Here is a 19,648-nt window from a genome sequence, read left to right as displayed (position 1 = left end):
ACAGCCGATAGGTTGTCTTTTTTGCTTATACTATCATTGTTGTTCGCTAGGCCACGCAGTTGTGTTGTCGACTGACTCCCGCACCATCTTATTATTAAGGTAGCATCGGATTCTTATACTATTATCGGGTATTGTTTTTTTGGTGCTAGTCTAGTAGGGTGTGATTTACTAATGTTGACTGTGATCCTCTGGTCGTTCTGACCACAGTCGTAGGACAACAAAGCTTGTGCAAAAATCAGTTTTTATATCTCTGTTAAAAAACGGTCAACATTAAAAAAGCGCTTATCAAAATGATAAACGCTTATTATGTTTACTGTTTGTGTTACACAAGCAAGCGACTATATTTAGAATTGGCCTGCCCTAAAACACTATTCTTTGTCTTACTCTTTGTGGTCTTCGTGTTCATGCATACCTTGCATCATATCGAGCATAGAATCATCAGTACGTTGCTGATCTTCTTTGGCTAAGCCATCTTGGTTGATGTCCTTTGGTGCCATTTTAGTCGTTGCATCGGTTTTATTTGAGTCTGTCATAAAGTGCTCCAGTTTATTTTTATTTGGTTTCCAATAGGAAAACTTACGCCAAGCCTGTACCAGTTATGACGTAGGTAATGTTTAACTCATCTAGTATGAAAGACCAATGCTACGTTGTACATATAAAATATGCGCTTGTTTAGTGACGATGTGTAACCAACCATTAGTGCCAATTTTAGACAGAATACGTTACCAGAGGTAACCGCTTTAATCATATCTATATTAGATATAGATAATAATTAAAAATATATATTAGTAGCATGTGTAGAGATTTTTACCTTAATTAAAATTTGCATTCAAGGTAATGAGAAGAGAGTCGCTAGTAAGAAAAATGCGTCTTTATATTGGGTTTTTTATACCGTCTTTGATTCAATAAGGACATTTTATGTCAGAGCAAAAACTGGACAGCCATCTGCCTAATGATGGCAATGAATATTTATTTACCGATAGTTTTCCAAAGGGTACGGGTAAGGGGTTGATCGTTGTCGCCATTGCGGCGATTATTGCAATAGTTATCTACAATGTATTGCCATTCGATATCAATGCAAATAAGGGTCTTGCCGTACTGTTTTTTATTGGAGCGTTATGGCTCACAGAAGCTGTGCACGTCACTATTACAGCGCTGCTAGTAGTCGTGGTAGGCGCATTGGTTGGTATACCAGATTTCGATGCTGAGATTGGGTTGCAGAGCTTTGCTAGTCCCACTATTTATCTGTTTTTTGGTGGCTTTGCATTGGCAGCCGCGTTACACGTACAGCAGCTAGACAAAAAAATAGCCCTCAAGATTTTATCGATGTCCGGTGGCAAGCTCAGTACCGCTGTATTTTTGATATTTGGTGTGACTGCGTTCTTATCCATGTGGATATCGAACACAGCTACAGCAGCGATGATGCTACCGCTAGCTTTAGGTATTTTGACACAGGTCGATCGTGAAAAAGACCGAGGAACGTTTGTCTTTGTATTGTTAGGTATTGCTTACTCAGCCAGCCTTGGCGGACTGGGTACGATTGTCGGCTCCCCGCCGAATGCGATTGCGGCAAAAGCGCTAGATATTGCATTTGTTGATTGGATGAAGTTTGGTATCCCTATGATGCTGGTACTGCTACCGCTATTACTGGGTGCCATGTATGTATTCTTAAAACCCAATCTCAATCGCAAAGTCGTGCTCGCCGAAGATGAGCCCATTGCTTGGAATAAGCCACGTATCGCCACTATTATTGTCTTTATCATCACGGCACTGAGCTGGATTTTTTCTAAGAAAATTGGGGCCGCTTTCGATATTACTGATACGGATGCCATTATTGCACTGGCAGCCGCGGTGGCAGTGGTGAGTTTAGGACTGGTGTCTTGGAAGCAAGTATCAGACAATACCGATTGGGGTGTGCTCATGTTGTTCGGTGGCGGGATTGCGCTATCGACTATCTTAAAAGTATCGGGTGCGTCATTGGTGCTGGGTGAGACTGTGGCAAGTGCACTGTCTGCTGCACCGCTGTTGGTTGTCATGATAGCGGTATCTGCATTCATTATTTTCTTGACGGAGTTTGCTTCCAATACGGCATCGGCGGCGCTCCTAGTACCTGTATTTGCAGCGATTGCAGAGCAAATGGGCTTACCACATGAAGTGCTGGTATTGGTCATTGGTATCGGTGCGTCGTGCGCCTTTATGCTGCCAGTTGCCACGCCGCCAAATGCTATTGTATTCGGTACGGGTTTAATTAAGCAGACAGAGATGGTGCGCACTGGTATTATATTGAATATTATTGCGACCATTATTATTGGCTTCTGGGCATATTTTTTCTTGCTATAGTTAAGTAGCCAAAAACCCAGTCATACGTACTGGTGAGAAATTAAACCCGATGTTTAAGGCCGACTTAAGCATCGGGTTTTTTTATGACTTGTTATGCTTCATAAAAGTAAACTACTTATAATTTGCTTTTATACCATAGTGAGTAGCAGTTGGATAAATATTGATGATATACGTCAGTTGTAGCCAGTCGCAACTGATCGTCAATCGATATCTAAAAACAGTACTTAAGAATAATACTTAGGATTATACCTAGGGACAATACTCGAAAAAATACTTAGAAAAAACGCCATAACCTAATGTCATACTATTAAATGGACTTGATCACATGACACAGTATTTATTAAAAATAACGGTCTTTATTATTTTGATTATGGTTGTCGTGCTAGTGGCACTCATAGCACTATATTGGGCACCAGACCGTACTGTCGCTGAGCTAAAGCATTGGCAGCTACCTAATAGTGAATTTATAGACATACAAGGTACGCAGGCACATATGACGCAATCCGGTATATGTCATGCAAACCGTAGAACAGTATCAATAGACGCAGGGGCTGATACCTCTCCTGATACCACTTCTACTAGCACCATTGTTTTGTTGCATGGAACATCAGCAAGCTTGCATACGTGGAGTGGCTGGACAGAGGCGCTTTCTGATCAATACTGTGTTGTGAGTATGGATTTACCAGGATTTGGTCTAACAGGTCCTTATATTGACCAAAGCATACAATATAGCAGTGAGCGTTATGCTGAATTTGTCATTCAAGTGCTTGATCGCTTGGATATAGATCGTGTCATTCTAGCAGGCAATTCGTTGGGCGGTAAAATTGCTTGGCGTACCGCAGCCTTATACCCTGATCGCATAGAACAGCTTATATTAGTGGATTCAGTGGGTTATCCAGCAGTACCCAAACATATTCCTATTGGCTTTAAGGTTGCAGGCTATCCTGCAATAGCGCCTATTTTAAATTATATCTTGCCCAGAAGTGTCGTCGAAAAAAGCGTCGTGAGCGTGTATGCAGATGAGAGTAAGGTCGACGATGACTTAGTTGATAGATACTATGAATTGACACTACGCCAAGGCAATCGGCAAGCCTTGACTCGTCGTCTAAAAGAAACCGATAGTGATAGTCATCAAGAACAAATCAAGCAGTTGGATATACCGACATTGATATTATGGGGTGCAAAAGATAACCTCATACCTGTAGAAAACGCGGCATTATTTCACAGGGATATACGTAACAGTCAGCTTGTGGTGTTTGATGATTTGGGTCATGTACCGCATGAAGAAAATCCGATAGCAACTGTTGATGTTGTGAAGCAATTTTTGATGAATGAGTAGAGACATGAACAAGATAATAAAAACAACAACCATCGCTGCGATTTCAGACATTCATAGTAATGTCTTTGCTTTGGAGGCAGTGCTTGCTGATATCAAACAACGCGGTGCTGATCAGATCGTAAATCTTGGTGATATTTTATATGGGCCAATAGCGCCTCAGGCTACCTATGAGCTGTTAATGGAACATCAAGAAGACATTATTACCATACGAGGTAATCAGGATAGGCAGATTTATGAAGCAACGACAGCAGAAATTGTTAGCAATTCAACGTTGAGTTTTATTGTCACAGAATTATCTAAAGATGCGATTGAATGGATGCGGTTTTTGCCGTTCGATTATCATTTAAGTAAGGATGTCTACCTATGCCACGGCTCACCAACCGATGACATGATGTATTTACTAGAAGATATTAAAACAGGGCAGCCAGTAGTACGTGATGATGCCTCTATTTCATCACTGCTTGATGGTGTCGATAGTGCGGTCATTGTCTGTGGTCATACCCATATTCCACGAACAGTAGTATTATCATCAGGTCAAACAGTTATTAATTGTGGTAGCGTCGGTTACCCCGCTTACGAAGATGATTTGCCTATCATCCATAAAATGCAGACCTATTCACCTTATGCTAACTATGCTCTTATAACATCCATTGATACTCAACAAGGTAAACGTTGGCAAACTGAGCATATCAAGGTGGCTTATGATCATAAAAAAGCAGCTACACTGGCCTCCAAAAATGGACGCGAAGACTGGGCGTTTGCTTTAAATACTGGGCGAGTATTGTAGTGTGGAAGACTCAGCATTATTGCTAGCCGAAATGACTAAAGCCACCAACCATGATCTACCATTAAATTATTATAAGGACGGTGTTACATGCTCACTCTATATATGGTTCAACTTGGTGGTCGTCCCAAAGGGCGTCTGATAGAGCAGCACGACATGTTTTTTGGTGTCGCCAATCAGGTCAGTGGACTGGTAGCAGATATCAACCAACATTGGCCAGAGGTCAAAAATAAATGGCATATTGATTCGTATCGAGCGATTACTAAGGTTGATAGTTACACGATCAAACTGCTTGAGTCAGGTGAGCAAGTCAGTACAGAGGCCGACCTAAAGCTGTTCTTTATCAATTTGGGCGGTTATCAGCGGGGCAGTTTTGAAGAGTTTCATTATAAATTGCTTGTTGTCGCCACCAGTCAGGCACAAGCGATTAAGCAGGCTAAACAAAGCGATTTTTATAAACAGTTCACCTTCACAGATATCGATTCACCTCTCGATGCCGCCTCTCATATCGATGATAAGTTTGAAGTGGATATAGATGATATCTATAACGTAAATGATCTGCTCTCAAATGTTCAGCTGTTGATCGAGCCTATCGCTGAGATAGGGGAGGACAATATTGAGATTGGAGAAGATAAAGAGTATGTGGGATACTTGAGTATCAAGAATCTAAGGAAGTTGTCATAATATGTCTTTAAATATGCACTACAAAAGTGGTCTAATCCGCAAAGCGCGCTGCCAGATATCTGATGACCTACTGCCCATACTTTATCAAATTCATAATAACGCAAAATTTCCACGATTGACGTGGCTAATTGACAACCTTTATGAAAACCCGCAGATTTGTCCTGACGTAGCGAGAGAGTTGGCTAATGAGATGGTTGGGTTTGAAAAACTGATACTGTCGCTACATCTGCCTTTTCCTAGACTATCCCTTCAAAAAATACATGCCTTTTTTGAAGGTGCCGCTGCCAGTCAACAGATTATTTATACCAAAGCCTATCCCAATAGTGATTAATGTTACTAGCTGAGCCTTCTCTGCGGCTTTCAGTATGTGCAATCTAATGTTTATATCCATGCTATCTCAGCTACGTGCGTCGATACTTTTACCACAGCTAAGACAGGCGTTCTATCGCGCATAGTTATAGTGTGAATTTCAGGTGTGTAATCAATACAGGACTCACTTGAATCGCCTGCTATTTGCCTCCATAATCTAATCACTTATTAATAATAAATAGCCTAAGCAAATATGCCAGATACTTCCAATAGAGACAATTTAAGCATTTCTAGTAAAAATGAAATTAATGACACAAAAGTAGCAATAACGCCATCAGCTGATTTACCTGTACTTGCTAAAGACAGCTACTATTTAAGCCGTCTTGAACGAGAGCTGGCGCGCGCTGCGGTGTCCAAAAATAAAAAATCCAATCATGATTCTGAGCAAAAAAACAATCGAGACGATGTGCTGACTAAGAAGCGTGCCCAATACGATAAGATAAAAACGCGCTCTCAAGCAGCAGTACAAGCCCGCATCGACAGTATTCCAAGCGATTTGCCCGCTAAGTTAAATCTTAATCTGCCAGTAAGTCAACGTGCAGAAGATCTGGTACAAGCCATCATCGACAATCAAGTCATTATCGTGGCGGGTGAGACAGGTTCTGGTAAAACAACGCAATTACCTAAGCTTGCCATGCTGGCAGGACGCGGTATTACTGGACAGATAGGGCACACGCAGCCAAGACGCTTGGCCGCGCGTAGCGTCGCAAACCGTATTGCAGAAGAGCTCGGAGAGCAGCTAGGCAATACGGTCAGTTTCAAGATTCGCTTCAACGAGCAAGGATCAGCGCAATCTGTAGTCAAGCTAATGACCGATGGTATTTTGCTGGCTGAGCTGGGTCATGATCGTTTTTTGAGTAAGTACGATACGATTATTATCGATGAGGCGCATGAGCGTAGCTTAAATATCGACTTTATCATGGGTTATCTCAAAAAGATGCTGCCCAAACGTCCAGATTTAAAAGTAATTATTACCTCAGCGACCCTTGATACCAAGCGCTTTAGTGAATACTTCAGTCGTTATGATGCCAAGCTTAAACGGCAAGTCCCTGCACCTATCTTTAATGTTGAAGGGCGTAGCTTTCCAGTAGAAGTTCGTTATCGTCCGCTGACCGATGAACCAGTAAATAGCTCAGAAGATGACAGCTATGATGATTTTGAAGAAAATCTACCGCGTGCGGTGGTTGCTGCTGTCGAGGAGTGTTTTAGCGACGCGCAAAATAAAGGTCATGCCGATCAGGCTGATATCTTGATATTTGCCGCGACTGAAGCAGAAATCCGTGAGATGCAAGAAGTGCTTGAGCGCCATGGTCCACGCCATACTGAAGTGTTGCCACTGTTTGCACGGCAGACCTATGAAGAGCAGCAGCGCATCTTTCAGCCGTCAGGTCGCGGTCGACGTATTGTCATCGCGACCAATGTCGCTGAGACGGCATTGACCGTACCGGGCATTCGCTACGTGATTGACTTGGGGTTTGCGCGTATTTCGCGTTACTCATATCGCTCACGTGTGCAGCGTTTGCCGATTGAAGCAATTTCGCAAGCGGCAGCCAACCAGCGTAAGGGGCGTTGTGGCCGTGTCGCGCCAGGGGTTTGTATTCGCCTATATTCTGAGGAGGACTTTAGTGGTCGTCCTGAATTTACTGAGCCTGAGATTTTACGTACCAATCTAGCCTCTGTGATATTGCAGATGGCAAACCTACGTTTAGGTAGTGTTGACAACTTTGATTTTATTGAGCCACCTGATAGTCGATTGGTCACTGATGGTCACAAGCTGCTTGATGAACTGGGCGCCATCACATCCAAACAAGATACTACGCAAGATAAAAACAAATCATCAAAGCGTCAAAAAGGGCTCGATCATCTTCGCCTAACAGCAACAGGTCAGAAAATGGCACGTATGCCAATCGATCCAAGGCTGGCACGTATGCTAGTGGCTGGTTCTGACTTTGATTGTATTCGTGAGATGCTAATCGTGGTGGCAGCGCTTGCGGTACAAGATCCACGTGAGCGTCCTGCCAATAAGCGCACGCAAGCCGATCAAAAACATGCGGTCTTTCGTCAAGACGACTCTGATTTTTTATTCTATCTAAGTCTGTGGAAGGCACTGTTTGAAAAGGACGAAGACGGCAATAAGCTGTCCGGTAATCAGCGTAAGCAGTTTGCAAAAAAGAACTATCTAAGTTTCCCTCGTGTACGCGAATGGCACCAGACGCATCGTCAATTGGTACAAATGGTCACTGAGCTTAAGTTAACCGATGTCAATGACTCACAAATATCGGATAAAAATGTTGCCAAGAATGACCCAACAGCGATCGAAGACGAAGCGTTAAAAGCTGTCAAATATGCCAATTTGCATAGAGCCTTATTGACAGGTTTGTTGTCTATTATCGCGCACAAAACTGAAAGTCGCGGTGAGTATTTGGCGGCGCGCCAGCAAAAAGCCAAGATATTCCCAGCCAGTACGGTATTTAAACAGATACCGCCTTGGGTGATGGCGTTTGAGATGGTCGAAACCTCCCAAGTGTTTATGCGTACCGTTGCCAAAATTGAACCCGAATGGATTACCTCGGCGGCAGGAGACCTACTCAAATATCATTACTTTGAGCCGCATTGGTCCAAAAAGACAGGACGAGTCAAAGCGTACGCGCAGATTAGTCTATTTGGCTTGATTATTATCAGTAAGCAGCTCACCAACTACGAGCAAGTAAACTTGGTCGAGTCACGAGAGATATTCATTCGTGATGGTCTTGTGACCGGTAATTTCGGTCGCAATGCGCCATTTTTACAGCATAATATGGACAAAGTTGCTCAGGTTGAGCGCATCGAAGACAAGCTACGTCGCCGTGATTTATTGGTTGATGAAGAAACGCTCTACCAGTTCTATGACAAAAAGATTCCTGAGTATGTTGCCAGCCGCAAAACATTTGAAGACTGGCGGGCAGAGGTAGAGAAAAACGACAACAAGTATCTGTTTTTTACTGACGAGGATGTACTCACTAGCCAAGCACCAACCACGGGCGACTTCCCAGAAGTATGGCAGCTGGGTGATCTAAAACTGCCGCTGCGTTATATCTTTGATCCAGCAAGCGATGATGATGGCGTGACCATACGCGTACCGCTTGCCGCATTACCACAGCTCGATGCGATTGAATTGCTATGGGGTGTGCCAGGATGGCGCTATGAGTTGGTGCTACAGTTGCTCAAATCATTACCAAAAGATATCCGTCGCCAGATCGTCCCGATACCTGATACCGCAGATAGCCTATTTGACGAGTTGCAGCAACAAGGCGGGCAAGGGTTATTAAAACAACTGTGCCAAGCGCTCAATCGCCGCGGTATTATGTCTGTGACGCCGGAGAGTTTTAGCCCCTCTACGATTGATCGTTATTTGCAACCACAAATTTGTGTGGTTGATGACAAAAACCGTATCATCGAAAAAGGTCGTGATCTGCAAACGTTGCAGATTCGCCATGCTTCCAAGACTAGCCAAGCGGTTAATGAGCAACAAGGTGCGCATACTGACTTCCCTGAACATTTTGCCTTTAGCAAAAACCATCATAGCGCAGGCGTGGTCATGAAGCAGTTTGCTGCGCTCGTTGCTGATGAGGCAGGAGAAGCAGTATCCATTCACCAGTACACCGATGTCAATGCAGCACTACAAGCGCATCGTATCGGCGTATTAACCTTGATCAAAGGGAAGCTTGGTGCGAAGAAAAAACAGCTGACCAGTCAAGTAGATAAAATATTCAAACTGGCATTTGCACCGCTGGGTGATATGGAAAAACTAAAAACAATCGTTATTGATGCCACATTGGATTCCGCACTCGAAGAGCACTATGTCCTGTTTGACCATAGCGAAAACCTACCAGAGAGCGCTGATGATATTGCAGTGGGTCTGAGTGAGGAGCTACCATTTACCCCTGAAGAATATGCACAGACGCTCGAAGTTGTGCTGAGTAATTTCTTATTGACAGGTCAAAGCGTTATCAAAACGCTCAAAAATGTCTATACGCGCTGGCAACGTATTCGCCAGGGGCTACTGATGCTAGACCGTGAGATATTTGGAGAGTCTATTGATGATATTGAAGATCAATTAGAAGATTTACATTTGGCTGATTTTGTTTACCGTATGGATTATAGCCATTGGCAACAGTATCCGCGTTATCTTGAAGCGCTAGAGATTCGCCTTGAGCGTTTAGAGCACAATTTAGACGCCGATCTTGATGGTGTCTACGCGCTAGACTTGCATATGGAACGACTAGCAGGACGTGCGGATAAGGAAGCCATCAGTGAGTATCGCTGGATGGTGGAAGAGTATCGGATCCAGCTATTTGCTCAGCCGATGAAAACCCGTATGGCGGTATCACCCAAACGTCTTAGCAAAATGTGGGATAAGGTAAGCTAGCATAGAGTATCTTTATATATTAAACCCAAAAAGAGGGCTAGATTAGTCATTACTAATCTAGCCCTCTTTTTTATTGGTAGTTAATGACTGATTCTTTCTGTCAGTACTCCCATGCTATAGAGCATAAACGCAATGGCGGTAAATGCCACGATAAATGGTGTCAGTATCCAAATCACCACATTGATCAGGATGGATGGGAGTAAACCATTAAATAGCTCGATATCTGGGGTAAAAAAATCTGTCATTACATCCACTGCACGTTTGGCAATGGGGAAGAGTAGTGTGCTTAGGGCTAACATGTATAGATATTTACTAAAGCCGGGGTCACTCATGACAACCAAGAAGTAAAACACTGAAAAATAAGTGATGCCTAGTGCCCAGCATTTGAGAGTGTAGCTTAAACGAATCATGTCATTTCCTCCCCAGCATATCTATTAATGAACGTAGATTTATCTACGTCTATATATTCTTTTATTTGAATATATAGTATATGTTATAATACGAATATAAAGACAAGTCAAACAATTTTTCCATATATTTAAAATACGCCATAAATTATTTAATTTAAAAACGATCATTTCTGAAGAAGGGGTTCGAACGATACGATATAAAATAGCCTAAGCAGAAAAACTTATGTTATTGAAAGATAGAATGATAGCTACAAATCACTGCTCGGATTCACACCAAACAGTCGCTTATATTCTCGACTAAACTGGCTAGGGCTTTCATAACCTACTTGCATGGCGATCTGTGATATTTGTGCTCCGTGCCTCTTAATCAGACGCCTTGCCTCCATCAACCGCAGGTTTTTTTGATATTGCAATGGGCTTAATTGGGTTATCTCTTTAAAGTGCTGATGAAACCCCGAGACGCTCATACCGCATCGACTGGCAAGATGCTCGACCATGATAGGTTGATTTAAATGTGCCTTTATCCAGTCAGTAGCTTGGGCGATGCGATGTGTATGACTGCCATCGACGACCAATTGCCTAAGCTTGGTTCCTTGTTCTGCTGAGAGTAGGCGATAGTATATTTCCTGCTGAATCAAAGATGCCAAAAACTTGATGTTATTTGGATAATCAAGCAAGTTTATCAACCGTTCAAACGCCGCCATTATCGTATTGTCTAACTGCCATTTTATGCCTGAGTGACCGCTTGCTATTGTTTGGTTAGCAGGTATTCGCGCTAAAATATCTCTAATCATAGCTAGGTCTAGTTTCATGGATAAGACAATGACAGGGTTTTCGATAGAAGCGTGTTTGATATGCATGCTGAGCGGGATATTGACTGGGCAAAACATCAGGTTGCTATTATCAAACCTTTGGCAGTCTGCTCCTAAGTAAATCTCTCGCTCGCCTTGTAAGACAATACATATGCTTGGCTCTTGTATATAGCTGACAGCTTTGCTCGGCCTATCAGCACAATAAAAGAACAATCCTGCCACAGCTGATTCGATGGTTTTGTTTTTAGGTAGTACTCTGAGTAGTTGATCAATTGTTGTCTGATCCATCATCATTGCTTGTTTTAGAGTGTTGCCTGATAGTATAAAAATTTATAGGATTAGGCAAGAGTTATAGAGGTCTGTTCTAACGCCTATAAGCAGACGTCACTATAATAGTCTTATCGCAACAGCGTAAGCACAACCTCTAATAATATGAAACAAGGAGTTATTGATCATGAAAATATTTTATAAAACTCGCGCGACAGCTACTGGTGGACGTTCTGGTCACACTGGACTAGATGATGGCTCATTAGGTTTTGATTTGGTTTCTTTTCAAGAGCAAGACAAAGAAGGCGTCAACCCAGAACAGCTTTTTGCTATGGGTTACGCAGCTTGTTTTGATAGCGCTTTGAGCATGACTGCGCAGCATATGAAACTGCCTATTACCTCTTCTAAGACTTCTGCGCAAGTAGGTATCGGTATGAAAGCAGATGGCAGTTACAACTTGGACGTAGAGTTGTATGTTGAAGTATCAGGTATCGACGAAGTGCAGGCGCAGCAGCTGATTGAAGCCACGCATCAGGTATGTCCATACTCTAATGCAACGCGCGGCAACGTTGAGACTCGCTTAGAAGTTACTGTTGTCTAACGGTGTTCTATGTTGGCTCTAATTGGCCTCTAGTAGCCATTTGGCAAAAGTAATAGCTCATATAAAAACCGCCCCGATTTATACAAATTGGGGCGGTTTTTGTTTGTCTGATATATATCAAATGACTTGGTCTATAGACTATAAGTGAGCTCATAGCTATGACTGTATATCTCAACGATATTACCAAATGGATCTTCCATATAAATCATGCGGTAAGGTTTTTCGCCTGGATAGTAATAACGGGGTTGTTTCATACGTTTTTTGCCACCGGCAGCGATGATGCTCTCTACAAGCTCCTCAAGATTCGGATCTTGAACACAAAAATGAAAAATACCTGTTTTCCAGTATTCAAAATTATTTTCGGGATCTTCTTGGTTTTTGAATTGAAAAAGCTCTACACCGACTCGGTCAGCAGTAGACAGATGCGCTATATGTAGATGACTCCATCCCTCGCCAAATATTTCTGTACACATCTGACCGACAGGACTATCATCTTCTGCAATTCTGGTAGGGGCTACGATAGTATACCAACCCATGACTTCAGTATAAAACTTGACGGCCTTGTCTATATCAGGAACTGACAGACCAACATGCGAAAAACTTCTAGGATAAACATTACTCATTACTTGTACTCCTATGTGGGTATGACTCAGTGGTATTCCTCATGGTGCTGTTTAAAAATAGCACCATGAGGAATACCACTGCGTTGTAAAAACACAGGCATATTGCAATGAACTGTAAGGTGTCAGGTATAAATAATTTATATATTTCAATGCGATAGTGAGTAAAGGCTCGGTCTAAAATATGGGTGATCAGCAAGATGCGCCAACACTTTAGTAAGTCAGCATGGTCTAAACAGGGGCTCTTTTATTCAAAATAAATACTAAGACGGCGCCCAAAATCACGACGCTTGCAATAATAAATGGCATGGTGAGCTGTTCAGACAAAAATACCACACCCAGCACTGCTGCAATCACAGGTACACACAGCTGAACGATAGCCGCTTGGGTGTTCTTCAATAATGGCATTGCGCTATACCAGATACTGTAACCCAGACCAGAAGCGATCGCTCCTGACGCACAGGCCAGCAGTATCCCTTCACTTGTGATGCTTTGCATCTCAATATTTGCTAAACCCATATCGCCCAAATACATCATGCCCACTAACAGTAATATGGGAACGGCTACCAAACTTCGTACAAAGTTAAATCCTGTCGCTCGCAGTGGTGACACACACGATTTGCCGCGTATGCTGTATACTCCCCAAGCTGCACCGCTCATCGCCATCAGTGATGCAGCCAAGGGTGAGGGGATAGCGGCTGACGGCAGCATCAGATAGACAAACCCTGCTACGGCAATGATAAATGCTAGCCACTGCAATGTACTCAGCGTCTCTTTTTGGTAGATGCCCCAGCCAATCATCGTAAGCTGTACTGCTGAAAACAAAATCAATGCTCCAGTGCCTGTATCAAGCTCTACATAGGCAATCGAGAAGCACAATGCATAAACAACCAAGCTGATGCTACTGAGCCAGCTGCCTTTATCATTCAAAATTGCATCAGTGGCGGCGCTGTCAGTCGTGCGAGAGTGACGTTTTAGACGGTAAGCGTGAATCGCCATAATAAAAGCTAAGCACACAGCCGCACTTAGCAGGCGAATAATCGTAAAGCTCCAAGCGTCGATATAACCCTCTGCCAATGCCATTCGGCAAAAAAGAGAGTTTGCGGCAAAGGCAATTAACGCAATGATGGTATAAATAGTGGCTTTCAAGGATGATTCCTAAAATGAGTAAGTGTGTCTAAATAGACAAGCATTGTGTTTTGTTTTTATCTTAATTTTTGGCCTATAGTCTTGATTTCTAGTTTTTGGTTTTAACTTCTGGCTTTGATTTCTTAGGTATGTCGCTATAACGATAGCTTATTTATTAGTAGAAGTAATAATGAAAAAGATAAAAATTAGAGCGACAGTGGGTTTATAAGGTTAGATATTTTGTCGTACTTGTGACAAAAAATCTTTGTTAAATGAGAATAACGATAGTTGTATTAACGATAAGGTTTGGAGTATAGAGGTAATCTATTTCGCATCAAATGAACCATTAGCAAGACAACCATTAAACACAATAAACCAGATAAATAAATAGGAAGCAGTAGTATGGATTGGGCAAGTATTTTTATTCATGACACCACTTGGTTGTTTGCCGTTGAAATTTTAATACGTGTCACTGTCATGTTTGTATTGATTATTACGTTCTTGCGATTCACAGGCAAGCGCGGCGTTCGTCAGCTCTCTATCTTTGAGCTGACCATTATTCTATCGCTAGGCTCTATTGCAGGCGATCCCATGTTCACCGAAGATCTGCCTATTATTCAGGCGGTATTGATCATGGGTACGGTCATCTCCCTCTACAGGTTTTGCACCTGGGCGATGATGAAGTTCCAGCCTTTTGAAGACCTGTTGGAGGGAAGATCACTTTATATTGTAGAAAATGGCATGTTGGTACTTGATAAAATTAAGCAAGGTGAGATGTCACATGATGAGTTTTTTGCTGAGATGCGCCAGCAAGGGGTTGAGCATTTAGGGCAAGTTCGTGTTGGTCTGCTCGAAGCTGACGGCAATTTTAGTATTTTATTGCACACCGCTGAAAAAACAGATTACGGTATGCCGTTGTTCCCTAAGCAGTATCAGGCAGTCGAAGAAACAGAGGTAAATACTTACTATGCCTGTATGTATTGCGGTTATGTCAATAAGATACCTGACCCTGATCATTGTTGCCCGCGATGCGAAGACAATTGTAGAAACTGGGCTAAAGCATTAAACAACAAAATCGTCAAATAATGAGTATACCGTGCTGTCTTCTATATCATGATGTAAGACAGCACAATAGATTATGACTTTGAAGCCAGATTACTGAGAAACTAAGTTGCTCCTGTAAGTGTTCTAAGTATCAGTGCTTTTTGGTATCGCCGACCACTTTATCCATAACAGCGAATAACAAGCCTGACAATACAAAGGTCATGTGAATGATCACTTTCCACATCAGTTTATCAGCATCGAGCTCACTCATTCCGCTAGAGATATCCATAAAAGATTTCAGAAGGTCGATTGCTGAGATCGCGACGATAGCTCCGATGACTTTGAGCTTTAAACCAGAAAAATCTACTTTCCCCATCCAGCTAGGACGATCGTCATGAGCGCCAGTGTCAATTTTTGAGACAAAAATCTCGTAGCCACTAAATATAATGATGAGTAATAAACTGGCGACTAACGAGATATCAACCAATATCAATATATCTACAATCACACTGGCTTCGGAGGCTATGAGTATATCGGCAAACATATGCCATAGTTTTTGAACAAACTTAACAAATAGTAAAACGATGCCTAATACCAATCCCAGATAAAAAGGTGCCAGTATCCAGCGGCTGTTGAATATTGTTTTTTCTAAGTACAGCTCAAACTTCTTTAGCATGGATATCTCTTAAGTTTTAAAAAACAAATGATATTAATGGTGGGTAAAATCCAACCTGTTTTTAGTCGTGTAATTTTTAGTCATGACACGTAGTGCCTACTCTATGTGTCTATGTGAGTAAGCTGCGCTACTACTTGCTGAACGCGCTGCTCCCTATTCCCGCCAACGCGCTGGAATGGTTTTTTATATTTTTTTAGTTGACTGGTAAAGTAGGCATTTATCTCATCACGTTGGTGCGGGCTGTCACGTAAGTCATCAGCGATCCACGGTATATCTACATCAGTCAATAGTATCAAATCATAGTGATGTGCCAATGCCGCCTGCTCAAGGGCAGCAGGGCAGTCGCCATAGTACCAATAAGAATAAGTCATCAGCTCAAACAGGCTGGTATCGCAAAACAAATAACGGTTTTTATTAGGAGTTTGGGCGACTTGCTTGGCTAAGGTGTTCTCCAGTTGCATCTGTCCTTGTGCGATAGGCAGTAGATCCTCCCACGTACATGTCAGCTGCTCATTATCCCATTTTGCTTGTAAGTAGGTGCGCATGTATTCTGATACCCACACACTGTCGAAATGCGCTGCTAAATCATGACACAACGTGGTTTTGCCCGTGCTCTCTGCGCCTAGTACAGCGACGTTGATGACAGATTTAGGCGTATGCTGCTCGAGGTTGTATGCGGTAGCGCCGTTGCCATTCATAATATGCCCAGATTGCGATGAGAGTGAAGACTACATACTGTAGTGCGGTAAACGTGAAGCCTTTATAAAAATATAGCGGTACTGATATTGCATCCGCGATAATCCATAGTATCCAATGCTCGATTTTACGCCGTGCCATGAGCCACATCGCCATAAGAAACCAAGCCGTAGTGAGCATGTCAGTATAGTCGACCCAAGTAAATAGATGCATGCCAAGTACTGCACCGTCGAAGCTAAGACCGTTATTGATCACTGGACGGAAATAATAAACCAATCCTACAAAAGCTATTGTCCCTGCTGCCAAAGCGGTAAGTATAGGAATATCCTTTGCGTGCAAATGCTCAATACGGACGCGATTGGCGTCTGATTGCTTGTGTTCAATAGACTGATTTTTCTTGTTCTTTGACCAGTTGATCCAGCCATACAGGCTCATTACGGTATAGTAAGCATTGATGAACATATCGCCAAACAATTGCCATTTCCACAGTAGGTACACAAATATAGCAGTGCTAACCAATCCAATAGGAAAGACAAGGATATTGGTTTTGCTGGCAAGTAAGACACTAGCCACACCAAAGACAACGGCAATTAACTCAAGCACAATAAACGTTGTAGAGTAGTCGGCGTATTGGCCAAATAACCAGTTGAAAAGTTCTACCATTAGCATTCCTAAGTATGAGTTTATAGCGATACGTATGGTTGTTTAGAATAGAATGGCGCTAATTATAACGTAGCTATTACGAAATGAAGTCAGTCTTTGCTTATTTATGGCAAGAAACAGATTATTTGTAACAAAGTATTAGAAAAATTATAATATTCAGGCATAATAAACACACTGATTTTAAGTTTACAGTTATTCACTGAATTTGAATGGCTATTATTTTTTCACTTTTATGCTTATTCCAAGCACTATAGTAGTAGACAAGGAAGCTTATCATGACGACTTGTATCACAGGCACAGGCCTGTATATCCCACCTTATAGCATTAGTAACGAAGAGCTAGTAGAGTCATTTAACCAGTATGTTGAAAACTATAATACCGAACATGCTGACGAGATAGCAGCAGAGACTGTGACCGCACTTGAGCCTTCTTCAGCCGCTTTTATTGAAAAAGTATCTGGTATCAAATCACGTTATGTGATGGAAAAAGACGGTATCTTAAATACTGAAATCATGGCACCAGTTATCCCATACCGTAATTTGGGCGAAGAGCTATCAGTGATGGCTGAAATGGGTGCAGCAGCACTCAGAGACGCTTTGGCTGATGCAGGACTTGAAGCCAATGACTTAGACGGTATCATCCTTGCTTGCTCAAATTTCCAGCGTACTTATCCTGCGGTTGCTATCGAAATTCAGAATGAGATCGGCATGGTTGGTGGTTTTGCATACGATATGAACGTTGCGTGTAGTGCGGCAACTTTTGGTCTATCACAAGCCCACGGCTCTATTATCTCAGGTTTGGCCAAGCGCATTGCTGTGGTCAACGTTGAGATTACCTCAGCGCATCTAAACTGGCGTAACCGTGACAGCCACTTTATCTTTGGCGATGTGGCGACTGCCTCTATCGTAGAAGAGCTTGATACGCCAAAAGGGTACGAGATTCTAAACTCTAAACTATTTACGCAGTTTTCGACCAACATCAAAAACGAATATGGCTTTATGGATCGCTCAGAATACCTAGCGGCACAGACAGAGATGTATCCAGATATCAAAGCACCGGTCACTGACAAGCTATTTTTGCAAAACGGTCGCAAAGTATTCCGTGAAGTTTGCCCGAAAGTTTCTGAAATTATCACTGAGCACTTGCAAGAAAACGACATCCCAACATCTGATGTTAAGATGATGTGGTTACATCAAGCCAATGCCAATATGTTGGATTTGATCTTACGTACTGTCGTCGGTAAAGATGCAGATAAGTCAATTGCACCAAGTGTGATTGCTGAATTTGCCAATACCAGTTCAGCGAGCCCTATGATTGTATTCCATCGCCACAAAGATGATCTATCATCAGGTGATTTGGGTGTTATCTGCTCATTCGGTGCAGGTTACTCTATCGGGTCAGTACTGGTGCGTAAAGTTTAATGCCTTAGTTTATTACTAAGGTTTAATACTAAGTGACCAGTAATTAGTACTAAGTAACTAGCAACTAGACAAAAAAATAGCCAAGAATGTTCTTGGCTATTTTTTTGTCTGTCGTTTTTGCTATTGAAATCAGGTCCTGACATCTAAATATAAACAGAGATGTTTGGAAAGATAACATCAAGATTACTGAGAATATCGACAAGAATGACCAGAGGTTTTAATTTAACCCAAAAAATTTGCTATAATCACGCTCTTATTCCCCTCATTTAAATAAAAGTCCTTTTATGAAAGAATCCTTACGCCTGCGTTTAGACCAGATGGTAGACCGTTATGAAGAGGTCACCGCCTTGTTATCAGATCCTAGTGTCATTAGTGATAATAATAAATTCCGTGAATTGTCTGTCGAACATAGCGACTTGATGGACATCACGACGTTATGGCAGAACTATCTGGGTGCAGAAACGGATCAGGCTGATGCAGAAGCAATGCTAGCCGATGCGACCGATCCTGACATGAAAGAGATGATGCAAGATGAAATTGAGACGGCACGCGATACCATCGTAGAGATGGAAGAAGCTCTCAATGTAATGATGCTACCAAAAGATCCGAATGATAAAGTACCTGCATTCTTGGAGATTCGTGCAGGGACTGGCGGTGATGAGGCGGCGATCTTCTCTGGTGATCTGTTCCGCATGTACCAAAAATATGCACAGACCCAAGGCTGGACACTAGAAGTGCTCTCTGCAAACGAAGGTGAGCATGGTGGTTATAAAGAGATTATCACTCGTGTATCTGGCAATAGTGTATATGGTCGCCTAAAGTTTGAATCGGGTGCTCACCGCGTACAGCGTGTTCCTGAAACTGAGAGCCAAGGTCGCGTGCATACCTCAGCTTGTACGGTTGCCGTCATGCCAGAGGTTGAGATTGATGATACCGTTGATATCAATCCTGCTGATATCAAGATGGATACTTTTCGCTCAAGTGGGGCGGGTGGTCAGCACGTGAACACCACTGACTCAGCCGTACGTTTGACGCATATTCCAACCGGTACCGTGGTAGAGTGTCAGCAAGAGCGTAGCCAGCACAAAAACCGTGCGCATGCTATGAAAATGCTAGTCTCTAAAATCCAGCAAGCCAAAGTACAAGCACAGGTCGATGTGGCGGACTCCATACGTCGTGACTTGGTCGGTAGTGGCGATCGCTCAGAGCGTATTCGCACTTATAATTTTCCACAAGGGCGCATGACCGATCACCGTATCAACCTGACCTTATACAAACTCGACTCTATTATGGAAGGCGACTTGGATGAGACTCTGGATGCGTTGTTACGTGAGCATCAGGCTGATCTGATGGCCAGTATTGGCGGCGGTGAATAGTAGCCAATTC

General features: G+C 42.6%; 18 protein-coding genes. 10 read left to right on the top strand and 8 right to left on the bottom strand.

The features are described from left to right. Positions 1 to 380: 380 nt before the first annotated feature. Positions 381 to 533 carry a hypothetical protein gene (locus tag AC5JPY_RS01755; RefSeq protein WP_319052297.1) on the bottom strand — a complete coding sequence of 51 codons (153 nt, stop codon included), beginning with the start codon at positions 531 to 533 and terminating at the stop codon, positions 381 to 383. Between the two features lie 385 nt (positions 534 to 918). Here AC5JPY_RS01755 and AC5JPY_RS01750 point away from each other — a divergent pair, with 385 nt between their 5' ends. From AC5JPY_RS01750 to hrpA, 6 genes are all read left to right on the top strand, one after another. Next, the gene (locus AC5JPY_RS01750) at positions 919 to 2,340 is read left to right on the top strand and encodes an SLC13 family permease (RefSeq protein WP_493851901.1); all 1,422 of its coding nucleotides are present in this window, start codon (positions 919 to 921) and stop codon (positions 2,338 to 2,340) included. Between the two features lie 325 nt (positions 2,341 to 2,665). Then, complete coding sequence (locus tag AC5JPY_RS01745) at positions 2,666 to 3,679, top strand: alpha/beta fold hydrolase (protein ID WP_493851900.1); 1,014 nt, start codon at positions 2,666 to 2,668, stop codon at positions 3,677 to 3,679. 4 nt (positions 3,680 to 3,683) lie between these two features. Continuing rightward, the gene (locus AC5JPY_RS01740) at positions 3,684 to 4,466 is read left to right on the top strand and encodes a metallophosphoesterase family protein (RefSeq protein WP_493843095.1); all 783 of its coding nucleotides are present in this window, start codon (positions 3,684 to 3,686) and stop codon (positions 4,464 to 4,466) included. A gap of 87 nt (positions 4,467 to 4,553) precedes the next feature. After that, entirely contained in the window at positions 4,554 to 5,147 is a 594-nt protein-coding gene (locus AC5JPY_RS01735) for a DUF1543 domain-containing protein (RefSeq protein ID WP_493851899.1), read from the top strand. Between the two features lies 1 nt (position 5,148). After that, a complete protein-coding gene (locus tag AC5JPY_RS01730; RefSeq protein WP_493851898.1) occupies positions 5,149 to 5,478 on the top strand; it encodes a hypothetical protein in 330 nt (109 codons plus the stop codon). A gap of 303 nt (positions 5,479 to 5,781) precedes the next feature. Then, the gene (hrpA, locus tag AC5JPY_RS01725) at positions 5,782 to 9,924 is read left to right on the top strand and encodes an ATP-dependent RNA helicase HrpA (protein ID WP_493852716.1); all 4,143 of its coding nucleotides are present in this window, start codon (positions 5,782 to 5,784) and stop codon (positions 9,922 to 9,924) included. Positions 9,925 to 10,004: 80 nt separating this feature from the next. Here the strand turns inward: hrpA and AC5JPY_RS01720 are convergent, their stop codons facing one another. Together AC5JPY_RS01720 and AC5JPY_RS01715 are read right to left on the bottom strand one after the other, a co-directional pair. Then, positions 10,005 to 10,334: a hypothetical protein gene (locus AC5JPY_RS01720; RefSeq protein WP_319052290.1), complete on the bottom strand. Its 330-nt coding sequence runs from the start codon at positions 10,332 to 10,334 to the stop codon at positions 10,005 to 10,007. A 248-nt stretch (positions 10,335 to 10,582) separates the two neighbouring features. Further along, positions 10,583 to 11,434, bottom strand: a complete 852-nt coding sequence (locus AC5JPY_RS01715) for an AraC family transcriptional regulator (RefSeq protein ID WP_493851897.1) — start codon at positions 11,432 to 11,434, stop codon at positions 10,583 to 10,585. Positions 11,435 to 11,600: 166 nt separating this feature from the next. Between AC5JPY_RS01715 and AC5JPY_RS01710 the strand changes: the two genes are divergently transcribed. After that, entirely contained in the window at positions 11,601 to 12,014 is a 414-nt protein-coding gene (locus AC5JPY_RS01710) for an organic hydroperoxide resistance protein (RefSeq protein WP_493851896.1), read from the top strand. Positions 12,015 to 12,145: 131 nt separating this feature from the next. Here the strand turns inward: AC5JPY_RS01710 and AC5JPY_RS01705 are convergent, their stop codons facing one another. Together AC5JPY_RS01705 and AC5JPY_RS01700 are read right to left on the bottom strand one after the other, a co-directional pair. Further along, positions 12,146 to 12,637, bottom strand: coding sequence for a lactoylglutathione lyase family protein (locus AC5JPY_RS01705; RefSeq protein WP_493851895.1), 492 nt, complete (start codon positions 12,635 to 12,637; stop codon positions 12,146 to 12,148). 228 nt (positions 12,638 to 12,865) lie between these two features. Then, complete coding sequence (locus AC5JPY_RS01700; protein ID WP_493851894.1) at positions 12,866 to 13,783, bottom strand: DMT family transporter; 918 nt, start codon at positions 13,781 to 13,783, stop codon at positions 12,866 to 12,868. A gap of 381 nt (positions 13,784 to 14,164) precedes the next feature. Between AC5JPY_RS01700 and AC5JPY_RS01695 the strand changes: the two genes are divergently transcribed. Next, the gene (locus tag AC5JPY_RS01695) at positions 14,165 to 14,848 is read left to right on the top strand and encodes a DUF421 domain-containing protein (protein WP_443527084.1); all 684 of its coding nucleotides are present in this window, start codon (positions 14,165 to 14,167) and stop codon (positions 14,846 to 14,848) included. Between the two features lie 109 nt (positions 14,849 to 14,957). Here the strand turns inward: AC5JPY_RS01695 and AC5JPY_RS01690 are convergent, their stop codons facing one another. The 3 genes from AC5JPY_RS01690 to pnuC form a co-directional block, all read right to left on the bottom strand. Then, positions 14,958 to 15,482, bottom strand: coding sequence for a TIGR00645 family protein (locus AC5JPY_RS01690; protein ID WP_319052285.1), 525 nt, complete (start codon positions 15,480 to 15,482; stop codon positions 14,958 to 14,960). Positions 15,483 to 15,583: 101 nt separating this feature from the next. Next, entirely contained in the window at positions 15,584 to 16,180 is a 597-nt protein-coding gene (locus tag AC5JPY_RS01685; protein WP_493851893.1) for an AAA family ATPase, read from the bottom strand. After that, positions 16,131 to 16,841 carry a nicotinamide riboside transporter PnuC gene (gene pnuC, locus AC5JPY_RS01680; protein WP_493851892.1) on the bottom strand — a complete coding sequence of 237 codons (711 nt, stop codon included), beginning with the start codon at positions 16,839 to 16,841 and terminating at the stop codon, positions 16,131 to 16,133. Before pnuC ends, AC5JPY_RS01685 begins: the two co-directional genes overlap by 50 nt. A 275-nt stretch (positions 16,842 to 17,116) precedes the next feature. Here pnuC and AC5JPY_RS01675 point away from each other — a divergent pair, with 275 nt between their 5' ends. Both AC5JPY_RS01675 and prfA read left to right on the top strand, forming a co-directional pair. Further along, positions 17,117 to 18,262: a beta-ketoacyl-ACP synthase III gene (locus AC5JPY_RS01675; protein WP_443527087.1), complete on the top strand. Its 1,146-nt coding sequence runs from the start codon at positions 17,117 to 17,119 to the stop codon at positions 18,260 to 18,262. Positions 18,263 to 18,546: 284 nt separating this feature from the next. After that, the gene (gene prfA / locus AC5JPY_RS01670) at positions 18,547 to 19,638 is read left to right on the top strand and encodes a peptide chain release factor 1 (RefSeq protein ID WP_443527088.1); all 1,092 of its coding nucleotides are present in this window, start codon (positions 18,547 to 18,549) and stop codon (positions 19,636 to 19,638) included. Positions 19,639 to 19,648: the final 10 nt, after the last annotated feature.

Source organism: Psychrobacter sp. H27, from assembly GCF_059072655.1.
This window is presented reverse-complemented; position numbering and strand designations above follow the sequence as displayed.